Consider the following 16057-nt stretch of genomic DNA (forward strand, 5'->3'; position numbering starts at 1 on the left):
AATAATGTTCAATCCTGGTTGGCAATGAATTCATCGATTTTCTTCTCTAACAGAGAAAACGGAGCGGGTCCCAGGGACAGCAGGTATTCATGGAAGTCGTACAGACGGAAGTTGGATCCCAGTGCTGCCCGGGCCCGTTCTTTTAGTGCGTCAAATTCCAGATAGCCCACGTAGTATTTTAGATAGTTGGCCGGATCTTCCACGATGGCCAGGAAAACCTCCCGGGCCGTGGCCGCATCGGTGATGCCGCAGCTGTTCAGGAAAAGATAGGTGTCGTATTCGCTCCACCCGTAATAGTGGATACCCAGATCGATGGTGCTGTACAGGTTCAGTGCCCAGGCCTTGTTCAGCATGAGCAGCCGGGCCGCGGGTTCTTCCATCCTGCAGATGCCATAGGAGTACAGCTCGGCGTAGGTGGCCCAGCCTTCCGTGTAGCCGCCGTAGCTCAGGATGCCCTGCAGCGGGTTGGCGCAGTGGGTGCTGCTGTATACGGTCTGATACAGATGCCCCGGGTAGCCCTCGTGGGCCAGCACGGTGAACAGATCCAGTCCTTCATAATTTTCCCGGGGATTGATGTAGATCACATTGTCCGTCAGCCGGTCGATGGGTGGCGTCAGGTAAAAGGCCGGGCTGGAAGTGGCCTGCAGGGAAGCGGGAACGTCCCGCACCGTGTAGGAAATGTTGGAAAGCGTCGGAAAATCCCGGCTGATGGCCTGTTGCAGTGTCTCCAGCGTGTGCTCCGGCGTGCCGGTGTCCAGGGAAAGATCCAGAGAAGCCAAAAGCGCCGGGTGTGCTGCGGCAAGAGACTGGATTTCTGTGGTGTAGGCCTGACGTTTTTCATCCAGCAGTGCCTGCAGCTGGGCCGGGCTTTTCTCCGAACCGGTGACGGCTTGCACCAGATATCGGTAGTAGTCGCTGCCTTCCGAAAAATAGCACAGCCCCTTGTCGTTGACACCACTGCCTTTCAGGGCACACAGACTGTTCACCAGCTGCTCGTATGCCGGGAAAACCGTGTGCTCCAAAAGCCGGGTGTGCTGCGCCAGGTACAGCTGTTTTCTGGCTTCGGGAACATCCGAAAGGGCAGCCAGCTTTTCCTCAAACAGCACCTGCAGATAGGAGTCCTGCCGTCCCTCGATGAAATCAATACACTGGTCGATGACAGCGTCGGCCACCGCATCCGACAGGAACAGCCCCCGGGCCGCTTTTTCCTGCTCAAAAGCCACAAGAGAATCGAAGTAGTCCCCCACCTGGGAGAGCAGTTCCAGATAGTCGGTCACATCCTGCTCTGTGTAAAAGGCATACTCGGCCAGCAGAATGGGAAGCTGTGCCTGTACTCCCAGGGTGGGGCTGAGCGGTTCTTCGTAGAAGTACCAGTCGTAGCTCTCCATTTCTTCCTGCAGCGCGTCCTCCAGCACATCCCAGGTAAATTTCTCCGATTCGTTCAGGGCAGAGCGGTCAATCCCATGAAGAGCGGCCAGTGTGTTTTCTGTGCGGATCCGTTCTTCCTCCGGAAGAGCGGCGGAAATCATCCCCAGATGCACAGGCTGCCTGGCAATGCCGTAGCTTTCGGGATCGGCCAGTGTATAGTGCAGATTCAGCGTGGAGGAGGAAGCTTTTTCCTGAAAATACCGGTCCGTGAGAGCGGAAAGCGCTGCGGAGGCGTCTGCGTCGTCGATATTTGTCGAAAAAGAAAGAAAATGAAAAGAAGAGAGGTTTGCCGGGCGGGCAAAGAACAGGCAGAGAACAGTGGCAGCCAGCGCCAGTCCCATTACAGGGAGAAGAACCTTTTTTCGCATAGGGCTCCTTAAAGCAATCTTTGGAAAAATATATATGTACCAGTTCACCTGAATATTCTTGGCGCGAGTGAACTGGTAAGAGCTAGTCGAGAAAGAGCTGGGAAAGATTTTGCGAACCCTTGACAATGGGATGTGCTTTGTGATAGGCTTTCTCATATATACAATAAGGAAACGCAGGGAAGAAGAGAGTAAGCTTTGCAGGCTGTTTTTCAGAGAGATCCCCCGGGCGGACGCCTGGCTGTGAGGGGATGAACGGCCGATTGCTGAACATGGCTTCGGAGCGGCGCACCGAGCAATTCTATTTTTAGAAGGGTAAGGCTGCGACAGGGACCGCCCGTTACAGCGGAGAGAGATTTGCGGGAGACATTTTTCGTATGACAGGAAATTCCGTTCCAGAATGTCCGCAGATCGCTGCTGAGGTCTTTTTCGTGAGAAAAGGATGAAAAGAAGTGGTACCACGGTATATGCCCGTCTTCTGAAAAGAAGGCGGTTTTTTATTTCATGGGAAGTGGATTCCTGTGAATGAGGAAGAAGAGGAGAGATGAACATGGATAAGAAGAAGTTTTATATGACCACCGCCATTGCCTATGCGTCCGGCAAGCCGCACATTGGCAATACCTACGAGATTGTGTTGGCAGACAGCATTGCCAGATTCAAGAGAGAGCAGGGTTATGACGTATTTTTCCAGACAGGAACCGACGAGCACGGCCAGAAGATCGAGCTGAAGGCAGAGGCCGCAGGCGTGACACCCAAGCAGTTTGTGGATGATGCGGCAGGCGAGATCAAGCGGATCTGGGATCTGATGAATACTTCCTATGATAAATTCATCCGCACCACGGACGATTATCATGAGAAACAGGTACAGAAGATCTTCAAAAAACTGTACGACAAAGGCGATATTTACAAGGGGTATTATGAGGGGCTGTACTGTACGCCCTGCGAGTCCTTTTTCACAGAATCTCAGCTGGTGGACGGTAAATGCCCGGACTGCGGCAGAGAGGTACAGCCTGCGCGGGAAGAGGCTTATTTCTTCCGCATGAGCAAGTACGCAGACCGCCTCATCGAGCACATCAACACCCATCCGGAGTTTATCCAGCCGGTGGCACGCAAAAATGAGATGATGAACAACTTCCTTCTGCCGGGCCTGCAGGATCTGTGCGTATCCAGAACGTCCTTTACCTGGGGCATTCCGGTGGACTTTGATCCGAAGCATGTGGTGTATGTATGGCTGGACGCCCTGACCAACTACATCACCGGTATCGGTTACGACTGCGACGGAGACAGTACCGAGCAGTTTAAGAAGGACTGGCCCGCAGATCTGCACCTGATCGGCAAGGACATCATTCGTTTCCATACGATCTACTGGCCGATTTTCCTCATGGCGCTGGATCTGCCGCTGCCCAAGCAGGTATTCGGACATCCGTGGCTGCTGCAGGGCGATGGCAAGATGAGCAAATCCAAGGGAAATGTCATCTATGCGGATGATCTGGTGGATATGTTCGGCGTGGATGCGGTTCGCTATTTTGTGCTGCATGAGATGCCTTTCGAGAATGACGGCGTCATCACCTGGGAACTGATGGTAGAGCGGATGAACTCCGACCTGGCCAACACCCTTGGAAATCTGGTAAACCGTACCATTTCCATGTCCAACAAATATTTTGACGGCGTGGTGCGCAATGCCGGTGTGAACGAGCCGGTGGATGAGGAGCTCAAAAGTGTTGTGCTGGCGGCACCGAAGAAGGCTGCAGAACGCATGGAAGAGCTGCGGGTGGCAGATGCTATTTCCGAGATCTTTACGCTGTTCAAGCGCTGCAATAAATATATCGACGAGACGATGCCTTGGGCACTGGCCAAAGAAGAGGATAAGAAGGAACGTCTGGAAACCGTGCTTTACAACCTGGTAGAGAGCATTTCCATCGGCGCTTCCCTGCTGTATGCGTTTATGCCGGAGACCTCCGAGCGGATCCTTGCCCAGATCAACGGCAAGAAGAGAAGCCTGGATTCTATGGACACTTTCGGCCTGTATGAGAACGGCACGAAAGTCACCGACAAGCCGGAGATCCTCTTTGCCCGTCTGGACATCAAGGACGTGCTGGAAAAGGTGGAGGCGCTGAAAGCAGCGCAGCAGGCAGCTTCCGGTGCAGCCGAGGAAAAGGCTGAGGAAAAAGAAGAGGCGCCCGTCATCGACATCGAGCCTAAGGCGGAGATCGAGTACGACGATTTCTCCAAATTACAGTTCCAGGTAGGCGAGATCATTTCCTGTGAGGCAGTGAAGAAGTCCAAGAAGCTGCTGTGCTCTCAGGTAAAGATCGGCAGCCAGGTGAAACAGATCGTGTCCGGTATCCGCAAATACTACACACCGGAAGAGATGGTGGGCAAGAAGGTGATGGTTCTGGTGAACCTGAAACCGGCCACCCTGGCAGGCGTGGTATCTGAGGGAATGATTCTCTGTGCAGAAGATGCAGAGGGTAATTTAAGTATCATGGCACCGGAGAAGAAGATGCCTGCCGGCGCAGAGATCTGCTAAAAAAGAATTGACTTAAAATAGCATGTGAATAAAAAGAACCCTTTTGCATCCGTCATAACAGGCGATGCAAGAGGGTTCTTTGTTGTGGTGGGATGGCTGTGTTTAAAATGCGGCAGCCAGAAAATTGCGGAACTTTAATTTCAGCCAGTTGCGGCGGATAATGGGAATGCCCCTGATGGATGCCAGGGAGGCGGTGACGTAATCGGCGATCTTCGTCTGCCCTTCATCGTTGGGATGCAGGCCGTCCACCAGATAATCCTTGTCATCCCCGTGGGTGAAATCCAGTTCATCCGCATGGTAGAGATCGATGGAATCTACCTGGGGATATTTGTCTGCAATGGTGTTGATCTGGTTCGCATAGTCTTCCAGTTCATATCCTTCGTCGTTGGCACCGGTCTGATCGTACCGCTTCAGCGGTGTCAGCGCGATAATCTTACTCGTCGGATAATCGTGTTCCAGCCCGCTGAACAGCAGGTTCAGGGAACCGGAGAAGGTCTCGGCAGAATCGTCATCGTCATCTCCCATGGGAACATTCAGCGAATAGTCGTTGACGCCACCGAATACGAAGATGATGTCTGCATCCTTTTCCATCTTGGGAGCACGGGAGAGGAAAGAAAGATTCTCGTTCTCTTCCTCAGAAAGCGCCGGGTTGACAGTATCCGAAATCGGAGAGCTGGGTAATCCGTAATTATTTACCTTGTCTGCGCCAAGAACTTTGGCAACCTGATTCACATACACGTTGCCGGAATCATCCGTTCCGCTTCCATAGGTGATACTGTCCCCGAGGGCGTTGATAACCAGCGAGCTGTCCCGGGTGGATGAGGTGTCCGTATCCTTCGAGGTGCAGCCGCTTAAATATACGGCGCTGGCGAGTACGAATATGGAAAGAAGCAGAGCGAGCCATTTACGTTTGTTGAATAAATTCATACTCATCATTCCTTTGAATTGTAAAAGCTGTATCTGTTACTGTACAGTCAGGCGGGAAATCCCAGATGTTCCAGCAGAATCCTGACACCGATGGCGATGAGGATCAGTCCGCCCGCCAGTTCTGCGCGGGACTTATACCGGGTGCCGAATACATTGCCGACCTTGACGCCGATCACGGACAGAAGAAATGTCACAGTTCCGATGAAACAGACGGCGGGAACAATGTCGACCTGCAGGAAAGCAAAGGTAACGCCTACTGCAAGAGCATCTATGCTGGTAGCGATGGCAAGGATCACCATGACTTGAAAGCCGACGGACGGATCCGCATGTTCCGCCTCCCGGTCTCTGGATTCGCGTACCATGTTCAGACCGATAAAGGTGAGAAGAACAAATGCGATCCAGTGATCGACCGCCTGAATGTAGCTTTGAAATCCTATGCCCAGAATGTAGCCAAGCGAAGGCATGGCAGCCTGAAATCCCCCAAAATACAGACCGATGATGATGGCGTGACGCCAGTTCATCTTCTGCATGGCGAGCCCTTTACAGACTGCAACTGCAAATGCATCCATTGACAGACCTACTGCCAGAATAAATAACTCTGTTAAACCCATTATACCCATTTCCTTTCTTAATAAGTAGTGGAATTTTCTTAAAAATTCATTAAGGTAACATAAAAAACGAGACTTATCTACAGAAAAACTGTAGATAAGTCTCGTTATAGCCGATAAAATCGCCATGAACAGAGCCAGACGGCCGCCGTCAGAATGTTGACCCTGTTACACCGGAGGTGCTAACTACTCCCTTACCTATTGATAAAGTATAATCAATAGGTGGACAAAAGTCAAACAGTTTCCGGATTTTTTTCATGCCCCTTGCATTTTACCCTGCTATCGCATACACTAGTAACAGCGGTAAATCGCGATTTGGAGGAAAACCGATGATTTTTGAAAGCCATGCGCATTATGACGATGAGGCATTTGACGGGGACAGGGAGACGCTTCTTGCCGGTATGCAGGAAAATGGAATTGAATATATTATCAACGTTGGGGCAGATCTGGCGTCCACGGGAAGGAGCATTGCCCTGGCGGAGCGCTATCCGTTCATCTATGCGGCTGTGGGCGTTCACCCGGACGGTGTGGGAGAGCTGAATGAGGAGAATTTTCAGTGGCTGCGGGAGCAGTGTGCCCACCCGAAGGCTGTGGCAGTGGGGGAGATCGGCCTGGATTATTACTGGGACACCGCGCCCAGACAGCAGCAGCGGGAATGGTTTGTGCGGCAGATGGAGCTGGCGGTGGAGACGAAGCTGCCGGTCATCATCCACAGCCGGGAGGCCGCCCAGGAGACGTTCGAGCTTATCAGCCAGCATCATGCCCATACCACCGGTGGTGTCATCCACTGCTATTCCTATTCGAAGGAAATGGCGCTGGAATATGTGAAAATGGGTTATTATATCGGGATCGGCGGCGTGGTGACGTTTAAGAATGCCCGGAAATTAAAGGAGACAGCGGAGGCGGTGCCCCTGTCCTCCATTTTGCTGGAGACGGATTCGCCGTATCTGGCGCCGGTGCCCAACCGGGGAAAACGGAATTCCTCTCTGAACCTGCCGTATGTGGCCCAGGAGATCGCACAGATCAAAGGGATCACGGCAGAGGAGGTCATTGAGACAACGAACCGCAACGCGAAAAAACTGTTTCTGGAAGGGAGAGCGTAACATGGCGCCGACACTTGGCAATCCGAAAAATACGATAGAAGTTTTGAATAAATACCAGTTCATGTTTCAGAAAAAGTTCGGACAAAACTTTCTGATCGATACCCATGTACTGGAGAAGATCATCCAGTCCGCCAACATTACAAAGGAAGATTTTGTGCTGGAGATCGGGCCGGGCATCGGTACCATGACCCAGTATCTGGCCGAGGCTGCCCGGGAAGTGACGGCGGTGGAGATCGACCGGAACCTCATTCCGATCCTGAAGGACACGCTGTCCGGCTACGACAACGTGAACGTCATCAACGAGGACATTCTGAAGGTGGATATCTGCCGTCTGGCACAGGAGAAGAACGGCGGCCGCCCCATCAAGGTGGTGGCAAACCTTCCCTATTATATTACGACACCCATCATCATGGGGCTGTTTGAGAGCCATGTGCCGCTGGACAGCATCACCATCATGGTGCAGAAAGAGGTGGCTGACCGGATGCAGGTGGGCCCCGGCACGAAGGATTACGGCGCTCTTTCTCTGGCGGTGCAGTATTATGCCCAGCCCTACATCGTGGCCAATGTGCCGCCCAACTGTTTCATGCCCCGGCCCAAGGTAGGGTCTGCGGTGATCCGCCTGACCCGCTATGCCCAGCCGCCGGTGCAGGTGGACGATGAGAAAAAGATGTTCCGTCTTGTTCGCGCTTCCTTCAACCAGCGCCGGAAAACGCTGGTCAACGGGCTGAACAATTCCCCGGAAGTGCATGCCACACGTGAGGCGGTGCTGGCAGCACTGGAGCAGATGGGGCTGTCCCCCACTGTGCGCGGGGAAGTGCTGACACTGGAGCAGTTTGCGCAGCTGTCCAATCTTCTGGTGGAAGAGGCGTAGAATATTTAACGGAAACAAGAACAGCAGTTGAAAAGTACGCTGAACAAGATAATAGAATTACTGAGAAACCGGTTCTTAAAATAAGGAATCCGAATAGAAATAGGATAGAAAATATTTTAAGGAGCCGGATATGTCAGACTACAGACGCCTGGTGGCATACATATATCTGTACAATCAGGGAAAACGCGTCAAAAATGTCGGATTTACGAAGGTGGAATCCCGGAACGGGGAGTGCCGCATCCAGATTCAGATCAAGGGCGCCTGGGTGGCGGAAGGAAATGCCTGCAAATTCTATATTTTTTACCGGAAAGACGGGAAAATGCGGGGCATCCTTCTGGGAGAGGCGGTAATCCGTTCCGGCAGCGCACAGATGAAGCTGGTGACCGAGACGGAAAATATCATGCAGTCCGGCCTGGATTTGGGACAAATGGCAGGGCTCATCATCCTGTCGGAGAAGGATCACCTGTTTGCGACCCGGTGGGACGACGAGGCCGTGTCGCTGGAACAGCTGGTATTTCATGAGACGGGGCAGGCAGACGAGGCAGCGCCGACGGAAAGAACAGCGAAGCCTGTTCAGGAGACGGCTGGAAACAGTGAATCTGCGGAGCAAAACCGAATGACAGATAAAACAAAGTTCGAGCGAGACGTGCAGATGGAACATCACGCGAAGTCAGTGAGAATGACAAATGCTGATGTGGCGGATGAACTGGGTTCGTCCCAGTATATGACGTCGAGTCAGGAACCGCATTGCACGCAGCCAGAATCTGTGATACAGGTAAGTGATTCAATGCAGGAAGTGCCGACAGCCGATTTGCCATCAGATCCGGCACACGCCGCTACAGATCCTTCTCGCCTGGAAGCCCAGGCACTGGAAACGCTGTGGGAGAAGCTTCGAAAGGGCCGGGAACGGCTGCATCCCTTCGGGGAGCAGGACGGCGGAGAGTATATTTTTCTGGAACCGAAGGATCTGCTGACGTTCCAGGATAACGGAAAATATCTGGTGAACAACAGCTTTTTACTGCATGGATTTTATAATTACGGGCATATTTTACTGGGGACAGAGGCTGGGGACGGCATGCTGATCCTGGGGGTGCCGGGAGAATTTTATATTCAGGAAAAGCTGATGGCGTCGCTGTTCGGGTTCCCGGAGTTTCGGAAAACGGTGGACGCATACGGCAACGTGGAAAATATGGGGTACTGGTTGAGAAAAATGGAGGAATAACCATACATGGAGGAAGCAAAGAAGTACATGAAAGCGGCCATCGCCCAGGCAAAACGGGCTTATCGGCTGGGGGAGGTGCCCATCGGCTGTGTGATCGTTTACGATGGAAAGATCATCGGCAGGGGGTACAACCGCCGCAATACAGATAAAAATACACTCTGCCATGCGGAGATCACAGCGATCCGCCGGGCCAGCAAGGTTATGGGAGATTGGCGGCTGGAGGACTGCACCATGTATGTGACGCTGGAGCCGTGCCAGATGTGTGCCGGGGCCATTGTCCAGTCCCGGATGAAGGAAGTGGTCATTGGCTGCATGAACCCCAAAGCGGGATGCGCGGGCTCCATCTTGAATATTTTACAGATGAAGCAGTTCAATCATCAGGTGGACATCACCCGGGGCGTCATGGAAGAAGAGTGCAGCCAGATGCTGAAACAGTTCTTCGCCGAGCTGCGGGTGCGCAACAGGGAAGAAAAGCGCCAGAAACGGGAGGCAGAGGCCGCCCAGCAGGGACAGAAATCGCTGGAATTTGATATACAGAATCCGCAGGCTACGCTGCCGGAGACAGAGGCGCAACAGACTGTGGACGGTCGGCAGGAATCTGTTTGACAAAACTGGGAAAACACGCTATACTAAACTGCACGCAGAAAATATCTGCGTCAAGACCAAGTCATAAAGTTTCCGTACAGCCGGGGAGTTAGCGGCACCCTGTACCAGCAATCCGCTACAGCTGGGGTGATGTCCTGCCGCGGGCTGATTTATGCAGAGCTGCCCCTGATAAGTGATATTGACGTTTGGGTCTTACGCAATGGGAATCCGTGAATCGTGTCAGGTCAGGAATGGAGCAGCACTAAGCGGAACCTCTCATGTGACGTGAGGGTGCCTGGGCCGAGTTAACTGTCAGGGTAACGTCTGTGTAACAGGTTCAAAGCAGGACGTACGGATTTTAATCAGCGCAGAAGAAAAGGAAGCGACGTCGAAGACGGCATTTACTTTTCTTGCATGATTAGTGAGCGAACAGCCTGCGTCAGCAGGCGATAAAGCGCGATAGCGCGAGTTCGTGAGCGAATAAATAAAGAATAGCGCGGGTTCGTGCGTGAAAGAAGCTAGAAGAAAATAAAGCTATGAAAGTAAATCGAGAGCTGTGAAGGCAGTCTTTCGATTTTTTTATATACAGAACGCAGACGAACTGCGGAAGTATAGGATTGGTTTCTGTTGATTTACAGGATCAACTCACATGGACAGCAACGAAAAGGCACCTGCGTACTCGCAGATGCCTTTTCGTTTGGGCTTATTATTACGATGTGAGGTAAGGGATTTCAGGAACCGTTTTTTATTAAACTTAACAATAACAAACAATAACAGGCAAACTCAGGATTAGCATGCCTTAAATGGGTACTTTAGAAGGAAGATTTTGGGTATCGGTTCCTTTCCTCGCTTCACCTTGTAACTGAATAATAGCACGGTCCATGGGGAAATACAAATTACTAAAATTCTTTTGAACCGGGAAAAATTTTCCTCGTTTACAAATTTCCATTCTCCATGTAAAATAAGGACAGGGTATTTATAGTTTCAGAAGGAGTTAGAGGGTGATTGAAATGACAAATTTTGAATGGAAGGACCTGATGTTTCTCAACTGGCAGCATCTGATGTATTTTCTGGTGGCGGCCGATACGGGAAACTTCACACGGGCATCAGAACTGTTGTTTATCACGCAGTCAGCACTTACGAAGGCGATCAATAATCTGGAGTCGGAGCTGGGAGCGCCGCTGTTCGAGAAGAAGGGGCGCAACATCAAGCTCACCGTATACGGAGAATCTTTTTATGAGAACGTGTCCGGCGCAGCCGAGGAGCTCAACGGCGGTGTGCGCAAGATCCATGATATGATCGACCTGAAGAGCGGAAGCATTTCCGTCTCAGCTACATACACCATGTGTGCGGAGTATCTGCCAAATATCATTCGAAAATACCGCAGAAAATATCCCGACACAGATTTTTCCATGCGCTATGAGGCAACAAGTACGATTCTGAAACAGATCGCTGAGGGAACCGCGGATGTGGGTCTTTGCGGCGACTATGATGATACGGAGAAAAAATATGCCGGTATCGTGAAGCACAGGATCCAGGTGGAAGAGGTGATCCTCATCGTGCCGCCCCGCTGCCGTCTGGCAGGAACGGAATATATCGATGATCTGACGACATTAAAGGATGAGAACTTCATCATCAATTCCAGTTCCAACACGGGAACCAACTATGTGTTCAACAAAATGTGTGCGGAGGCCGGATTTAAGCCGAAGATCGCATTCGAGTCCCATGACGATCACACACTCATCGGTCTGGTTTCCTCCGGGCTGGGCGTTGCCGCGATTCCGGACAGCCCGTCCCTTCTTGTCAATAAGGTATCGGTGCTGCGGTTCCGCAAGAATCCGCCCATGCGTAACCAGTATCTGGTATACAAGAAGGATCGCTACATGACCCCTGCCGTGAAAGCATTCATCGAGTTCATTCTGGAGCAGGTGAAGAAAGACGAGGAGATTGGTCTTCCGCCCACACCGACGCCGGGCATGATGCTGCCGCAGGAATAAAGATAGTATAAGGCAAAAATGCTAGGGGAAATGCAGATGCAGGTCCGATGGGATGCGACCATCAGACGCGTGCAGGGAAAACGAGAATAAAAAATAAGAAGGTGCTGTAACACGATCCGTGGGGATCATGCTGCAGCACCTTTTCTTACAGCATATTTGCTTTTAAAATTTCAGGTATATATCACCAATCAGGTATCGCCTGCTTTTACTTTAAAAGGTTGTTATCCTCGAAGTAGTTGATCTTCATGGATGCCCGGACATTGCGGAGCGTCTCGGCGGCCTTGGCCTCTGCCACGCGGCTGCCTTCCCGTAAGATATCATACACATCGTTCGGGCGCTGTTCCCACATCTTCCGGCGCTCGCGGATGGGTGCCAGTTCTGCCTGCATGACGTTGTTCAGGAACTTCTTCACCTTCACATCGCCCAGACCGCCGCGCTGATAATGTGCTTTCAGCTCGTCCAGATTTGCATAGTCCGGCAGGAATTCTGCAAAGTGCTCAGGACGGCAGAATGCATCCAGATAAGTGAATACCGGGTTGCCCTCCACCTGGCCGGGATCTTCCACGCGCAGATGGTTCGGGTCTGTGAACATGGACATGATCTTCTTGCGCACATCTTCTGACTCGTCGGACAGGTAAATGCAGTTGCCCAGAGATTTGCTCATCTTTGCCTTGCCGTCGATGCCGGGCAGACGCAGGCATGCCTTGTTGGACGGCAGCAGGATCTGCGGATCCACAAGCGTATCGCCGTATACACTGTTGAACTTGTGCACGATCTCCTTGCACTGCTCCAGCATGGGCATCTGATCCTCGCCCACAGGAACGGTGGTGGCGCCGAAAGCAGTGATGTCCGCTGCCTGGCTGATGGGATAGCAGAAGAAGCCCACCGGGATGCTCGTCTCAAAACCGCGCTGCTGGATCTCGGATTTCACCGTAGGATTGCGCTGTACACGGGAAACGGTTACCAGATTCATATAATAGAAGGTAAGCTCTGTCAGCTCCGGTACCATGGACTGAATAAAGATCGTGGATTTCTCAGGATCAATGCCGCAGGCCAGGTAATCCAGTGCAACCTGCAGAATGTTCTGGCGCACCTTCTCCGGATGCTCGGCGTTATCCGTCAGCGCCTGGGCGTCTGCGATCATAATATATACTTCGTCATATAATCCGGAATTCTGAAGCTTTACTCTCTCTGCCAGAGAACCCACATAGTGGCCCACATGCAGGTGGCCGGTGGGGCGGTCTCCGGTTAAAATTACTTTTTTCATACACGTAATCTCCTTATTATTATAATAATTATCGCAATCCATTTTCTGCTCTGGTCGGCACGAAACATACACTGTTGGGATATGTCACAGTCTGCTTGCAAGTCAGGGCATACATGATGCCTGCAGATTGCTTCGTGCCCTGCACTTTCGCAATCCGCGCTGATATTCGCATATCGCAGGATTGCATCCTGCTTTTATGCTCATATCGGGGCGGGGCTCAAGGTCTTGTATCCACTAGTGAGCAAGCTCACATGGATACAGACTTTTGCCCCTGGCATCATTATATAGTTTGTACGAAAAAGCGTCAACCGAAAACCCGGACAATTCTTCCGGATGTCATGCGGGGAAAAGCACGGGAACTGTCATGTGCGTTTGTCGGCTAGGTACGTGTATTGCGGGTGCACCGGGAAATGACGGCAATGACCTTGTCGATCTCCAGCGGCTTGGCCAGATGGGCATTCATCCCGGCTTCCAGGCACTTCCGGGCGTCCTCTGCGAAAGCGTTGGCTGTCATGGCGATGATAGGGATGGTCCGGGCGTCGAAACGTCCAAGAGCGCGGATCTGCCCGGTGGCGGTGAGGCCGTCCATCACCGGCATCATCACATCCATCAGGATGGCATCGAAGGTGCCGGGCGGGTTTGTGCGGAACTGTTCTACTGCCTGTTCGCCGTTGCTTACGGTGGTGACAGAGGCGCCCGCATCGGTCAGGAGGATCTGCGCGATCTCCGCGTTCAGCGCATTGTCCTCGGCAAGCAGCAGGGAAAGTCCCTGAATGCCGGTGGATACGGTGCTGGGAGTGGTCGGTTCCGCAGGCGTCGCCTGCTCTGCGATCTCAAAGGGAATCGTGATGATAAAGGTGGAGCCCACCTGTTCCTGACTGCGGACCTCGATGGTGCCGTGCATCTGCTCGATCAGCCCTTTGACAATGGTCATGCCAAGCCCGGTGCCATGGTGGATGCTTCGGGCATCGGCCCGCTCCTGGGCAAAGGGGTCAAAAATATGCTTCAGGAACGCTTCGCTCATGCCGATTCCCGTATCAGTGATCGTCCAGCGGTAGGTGACCTGCGTGTCAGCGGTGTTGACACAGGTAAAGAGCGTGGAGATGGAGCCGCCGATTTTGTTGTATTTGATGCAGTTGGTATAAATATTGAGAAAAATCTGCCGCAGATGCAGCGGACTTCCGTATACCCACGGAAAAGTGACCGGATCGGAATGGGGATCGTAGGTCATGGTGATGCCGGATTCGGCGGCCCGCTGTTCGATAATGGTCAGCACCTCCACGGACAGACGGTTCAGATCCAGCGCTTCGCGGGCCAGGGTGATCTCTCCGCTTTCCAGCTTGCTCATCTGCAAAATGTCGTTGATGAGGGAAAGCAGATGGCTGGCCGCCACCCGCATCTTTTCCCGGTTGGTGTTGACCAGGTGCGTGTCCTCCGGGTGGGCGGCGTCGATCTCCAGCAGACCGATGATGCCGTTGAGGGGCGTGCGGATGTCATGGCTCATCCGGGAGAGAAAGCTGGTCTTGGCTGCGTTGGCCCGGTCAGCCTGCGCGACAGCAATGCTTAACTGTTCGTTGGTATCCTTCAGCTGTGCGGCGTATTCCTGCTGTGCCTGGATCTGCTCTTCCCGGTAGCGCTGGGCCATTTTCCAGCGAAGGGCACTGATACCGGCAAAGAGAATGATATAGCCGATGAGCGAGTAGAGGAAAATTTGCGGGGTGTTGGAAAAAACACTGTGCTCCGGCAGAAAGCTGTAGACATAGAAATCCCGGCTCCGTTCCATTAACCCAAAATACTGAGAAAGAGAACTGGGGGTCTGCCGGGTGTGGGCCAGTTTGTTTTCCTCCGGCATGGTTCTGATTTTGCGCAGGATGGGAATGTCACTGGCACTGTGGCCGATGAGCGTTGGGTTATTGCTGGCAACGATGGTATCTCCGCTGCTGACGACGATGGTGCCGTCATTTTCCGTGCTGTAGCCGGACAGCAGCGACGCAATGGAGAGATTGAAAGCGTCTATGTATTCCAGTGGGGTATGATAGTAGGCGACAACAATGCCGCTGGCATCCTGCCGGGCCGTGGCAGCCAGATCAATCTCACTTCCGTCCGGGCAATGCAGGCGGACGGCATACCGTTTTTTCCGGCCAGACGGCGGTATCCAGAAGGGCCGGAGAAGCGAGGGCATCCAGGAGCAGATCCGACGCGGGCTCTTCGGCATGGTACTGTGAGGCTACCTGCCCCTTTGCATCCAGCAGAAAAATGCCGGAAACATAGCTGCTTCGGGCATACCCTTCCATGGCGCTGTCTGTACAGAGACCGTTGGCTTCTTTCAGATGATAAGAAATCTGTTTGCAGCTTTCCATGATCCGCATGAGGCTTTTGGTCTCTGAGGCAAGTCCGATGCGGGCATAGCGGTTGCACTGTTCCTTGACGTAGCTGGTGGTTGCGGACAGGGATCGCTGGGTGGATACCAGGTCGGCCCGCGCGGCGGTAAAGGTGATGCCTGTGATCAGGAGGATGCCCAGCAGAAGATGTGCAAGAATATGGCGTTTGGCAGCCGGAATTCCGGGTTTTTTAATCTGCATGTGCGTCCACCTCCATGAATTTCTGCGGATGATCCAGATACTTGCCGATGATCTGCGCCATGGTGCCATCAGCGCGCATCGCTTCAAAGGTTTGGGACAGTGTCTTTTCCAGCCCGCGCTCATCCGACCGGGCGAATGCAACACCCAGGCCCACCGTCAGAAGCGGTTCGTCCAGAATCCGGTAGCGCAGGTCATAGTCGGCCATGCACTGTAAAAGCGCTATTTCGTGGGCGGCGATGGCATCCACATAGCCTTTGCTCAGATACGGATAAATCAGTTCCCGATTTTGAAGGGAAAAGACCTCCTCCAGTGCCGGAATCCGCTGGTCGGTGTGGGACAGGAAGATTTCTTCCGGTTTGGTGGTAGACTGGACAGCGATCCGCGCCCCTTCCAGATCGGCAAGGCTGCAGATCGGGCTGTCTTCCCGGACAGCCACCACCTGACGGCTGTACATATACGGTTCTGTCCAGCGGTACTGCTCTTCCCGGCCGTCGATGGAGAAGCTGCCCCAGATACAGTCGATGGTGCCGGCTTCCACCAGCTCTTTTTTTTCGATTCCCAGTCGATGGTGG

General features: G+C 52.8%; 12 protein-coding genes, 1 other RNA gene and 2 pseudogenes. 8 read left to right on the forward strand and 7 right to left on the reverse strand.

Annotated features, from left to right (window positions below; all coding sequences use genetic code 11):
• Nucleotides 1-8 precede the first annotated feature (8 nt).
• Nucleotides 9-1796 (reverse strand): DUF885 domain-containing protein, encoded by a 1788-nt coding sequence (locus tag RJD28_00600; protein WNV58108.1) that lies wholly within the window; start codon nt 1794-1796, stop codon nt 9-11.
• Between the two features lie 547 nt (nt 1797-2343).
• On the opposite strand from RJD28_00600, the gene metG reads away from it, so the two are divergent.
• The gene (metG, locus tag RJD28_00605; protein WNV58109.1) at nt 2344-4323 is read left to right on the forward strand and encodes a methionine--tRNA ligase; all 1980 of its coding nucleotides are present in this window, start codon (nt 2344-2346) and stop codon (nt 4321-4323) included.
• Nucleotides 4324-4425: 102 nt separating this feature from the next.
• Here metG and RJD28_00610 read toward each other — a convergent pair whose 3' ends face one another.
• Entirely contained in the window at nt 4426-5250 is an 825-nt protein-coding gene (locus RJD28_00610) for an SGNH/GDSL hydrolase family protein (protein WNV58110.1), read from the reverse strand.
• A 47-nt stretch (nt 5251-5297) separates the two neighbouring features.
• Nucleotides 5298-5861, reverse strand: coding sequence for a manganese efflux pump MntP family protein (locus RJD28_00615; GenBank protein WNV58111.1), 564 nt, complete (start codon nt 5859-5861; stop codon nt 5298-5300).
• A gap of 326 nt (nt 5862-6187) precedes the next feature.
• On the opposite strand from RJD28_00615, the gene RJD28_00620 reads away from it, so the two are divergent.
• The 6 genes and pseudogenes from RJD28_00620 to RJD28_00645 all read left to right on the forward strand — a co-directional run bounded on the left by RJD28_00620 (nt 6188) and on the right by RJD28_00645 (nt 11636).
• On the forward strand, nt 6188-6961 hold the full coding sequence (locus RJD28_00620; protein WNV58112.1) for a TatD family hydrolase: 774 nt from the start codon (nt 6188-6190) through the stop codon (nt 6959-6961).
• A 1-nt stretch (nt 6962) separates the two neighbouring features.
• Nucleotides 6963-7832 carry a 16S rRNA (adenine(1518)-N(6)/adenine(1519)-N(6))-dimethyltransferase RsmA gene (gene rsmA, locus RJD28_00625; protein ID WNV58113.1) on the forward strand — a complete coding sequence of 290 codons (870 nt, stop codon included), beginning with the start codon at nt 6963-6965 and terminating at the stop codon, nt 7830-7832.
• 130 nt (nt 7833-7962) lie between these two features.
• Nucleotides 7963-9054 carry a DUF6128 domain-containing protein gene (locus RJD28_00630; protein WNV58114.1) on the forward strand — a complete coding sequence of 364 codons (1092 nt, stop codon included), beginning with the start codon at nt 7963-7965 and terminating at the stop codon, nt 9052-9054.
• Between the two features lie 6 nt (nt 9055-9060).
• Nucleotides 9061-9531: pseudogene (tadA, locus tag RJD28_00635) on the forward strand (tRNA adenosine(34) deaminase TadA).
• A 201-nt stretch (nt 9532-9732) separates the two neighbouring features.
• Nucleotides 9733-9994, forward strand: an RNA gene (ffs, locus tag RJD28_00640) — signal recognition particle sRNA large type.
• A gap of 655 nt (nt 9995-10649) precedes the next feature.
• Nucleotides 10650-11636, forward strand: a complete 987-nt coding sequence (locus RJD28_00645; GenBank protein ID WNV58115.1) for a LysR family transcriptional regulator — start codon at nt 10650-10652, stop codon at nt 11634-11636.
• A 205-nt stretch (nt 11637-11841) separates the two neighbouring features.
• Here the strand turns inward: RJD28_00645 and trpS are convergent, their stop codons facing one another.
• Nucleotides 11842-12903: a tryptophan--tRNA ligase gene (trpS, locus tag RJD28_00650; protein WNV58116.1), complete on the reverse strand. Its 1062-nt coding sequence runs from the start codon at nt 12901-12903 to the stop codon at nt 11842-11844.
• Between the two features lie 91 nt (nt 12904-12994).
• Here trpS and RJD28_00655 point away from each other — a divergent pair.
• Nucleotides 12995-13191, forward strand: a pseudogene (locus tag RJD28_00655) (hypothetical protein).
• A 91-nt stretch (nt 13192-13282) separates the two neighbouring features.
• On the opposite strand, the gene RJD28_00660 reads toward RJD28_00655, so the two are convergent.
• The 3 genes from RJD28_00660 to RJD28_00670 are packed head-to-tail and all read right to left on the reverse strand — an operon-like array spanning nt 13283 to nt 16023.
• Nucleotides 13283-15085 carry a response regulator gene (locus RJD28_00660; protein ID WNV59530.1) on the reverse strand — a complete coding sequence of 601 codons (1803 nt, stop codon included), beginning with the start codon at nt 15083-15085 and terminating at the stop codon, nt 13283-13285.
• Nucleotides 14997-15485, reverse strand: coding sequence for a hypothetical protein (locus RJD28_00665; protein ID WNV58117.1), 489 nt, complete (start codon nt 15483-15485; stop codon nt 14997-14999). The genes RJD28_00660 and RJD28_00665 overlap by 89 nt, the downstream gene beginning before the upstream one ends.
• A complete protein-coding gene (locus RJD28_00670) occupies nt 15475-16023 on the reverse strand; it encodes a transporter substrate-binding domain-containing protein (protein ID WNV58118.1) in 549 nt (182 codons plus the stop codon). Before RJD28_00670 ends, RJD28_00665 begins: the two co-directional genes overlap by 11 nt.
• Nucleotides 16024-16057: the final 34 nt, after the last annotated feature.

It is taken from the genome of Oscillospiraceae bacterium NTUH-002-81, assembly GCA_032620915.1.
GTDB lineage: Bacteria > Bacillota > Clostridia > Lachnospirales > Lachnospiraceae > JAGTTR01.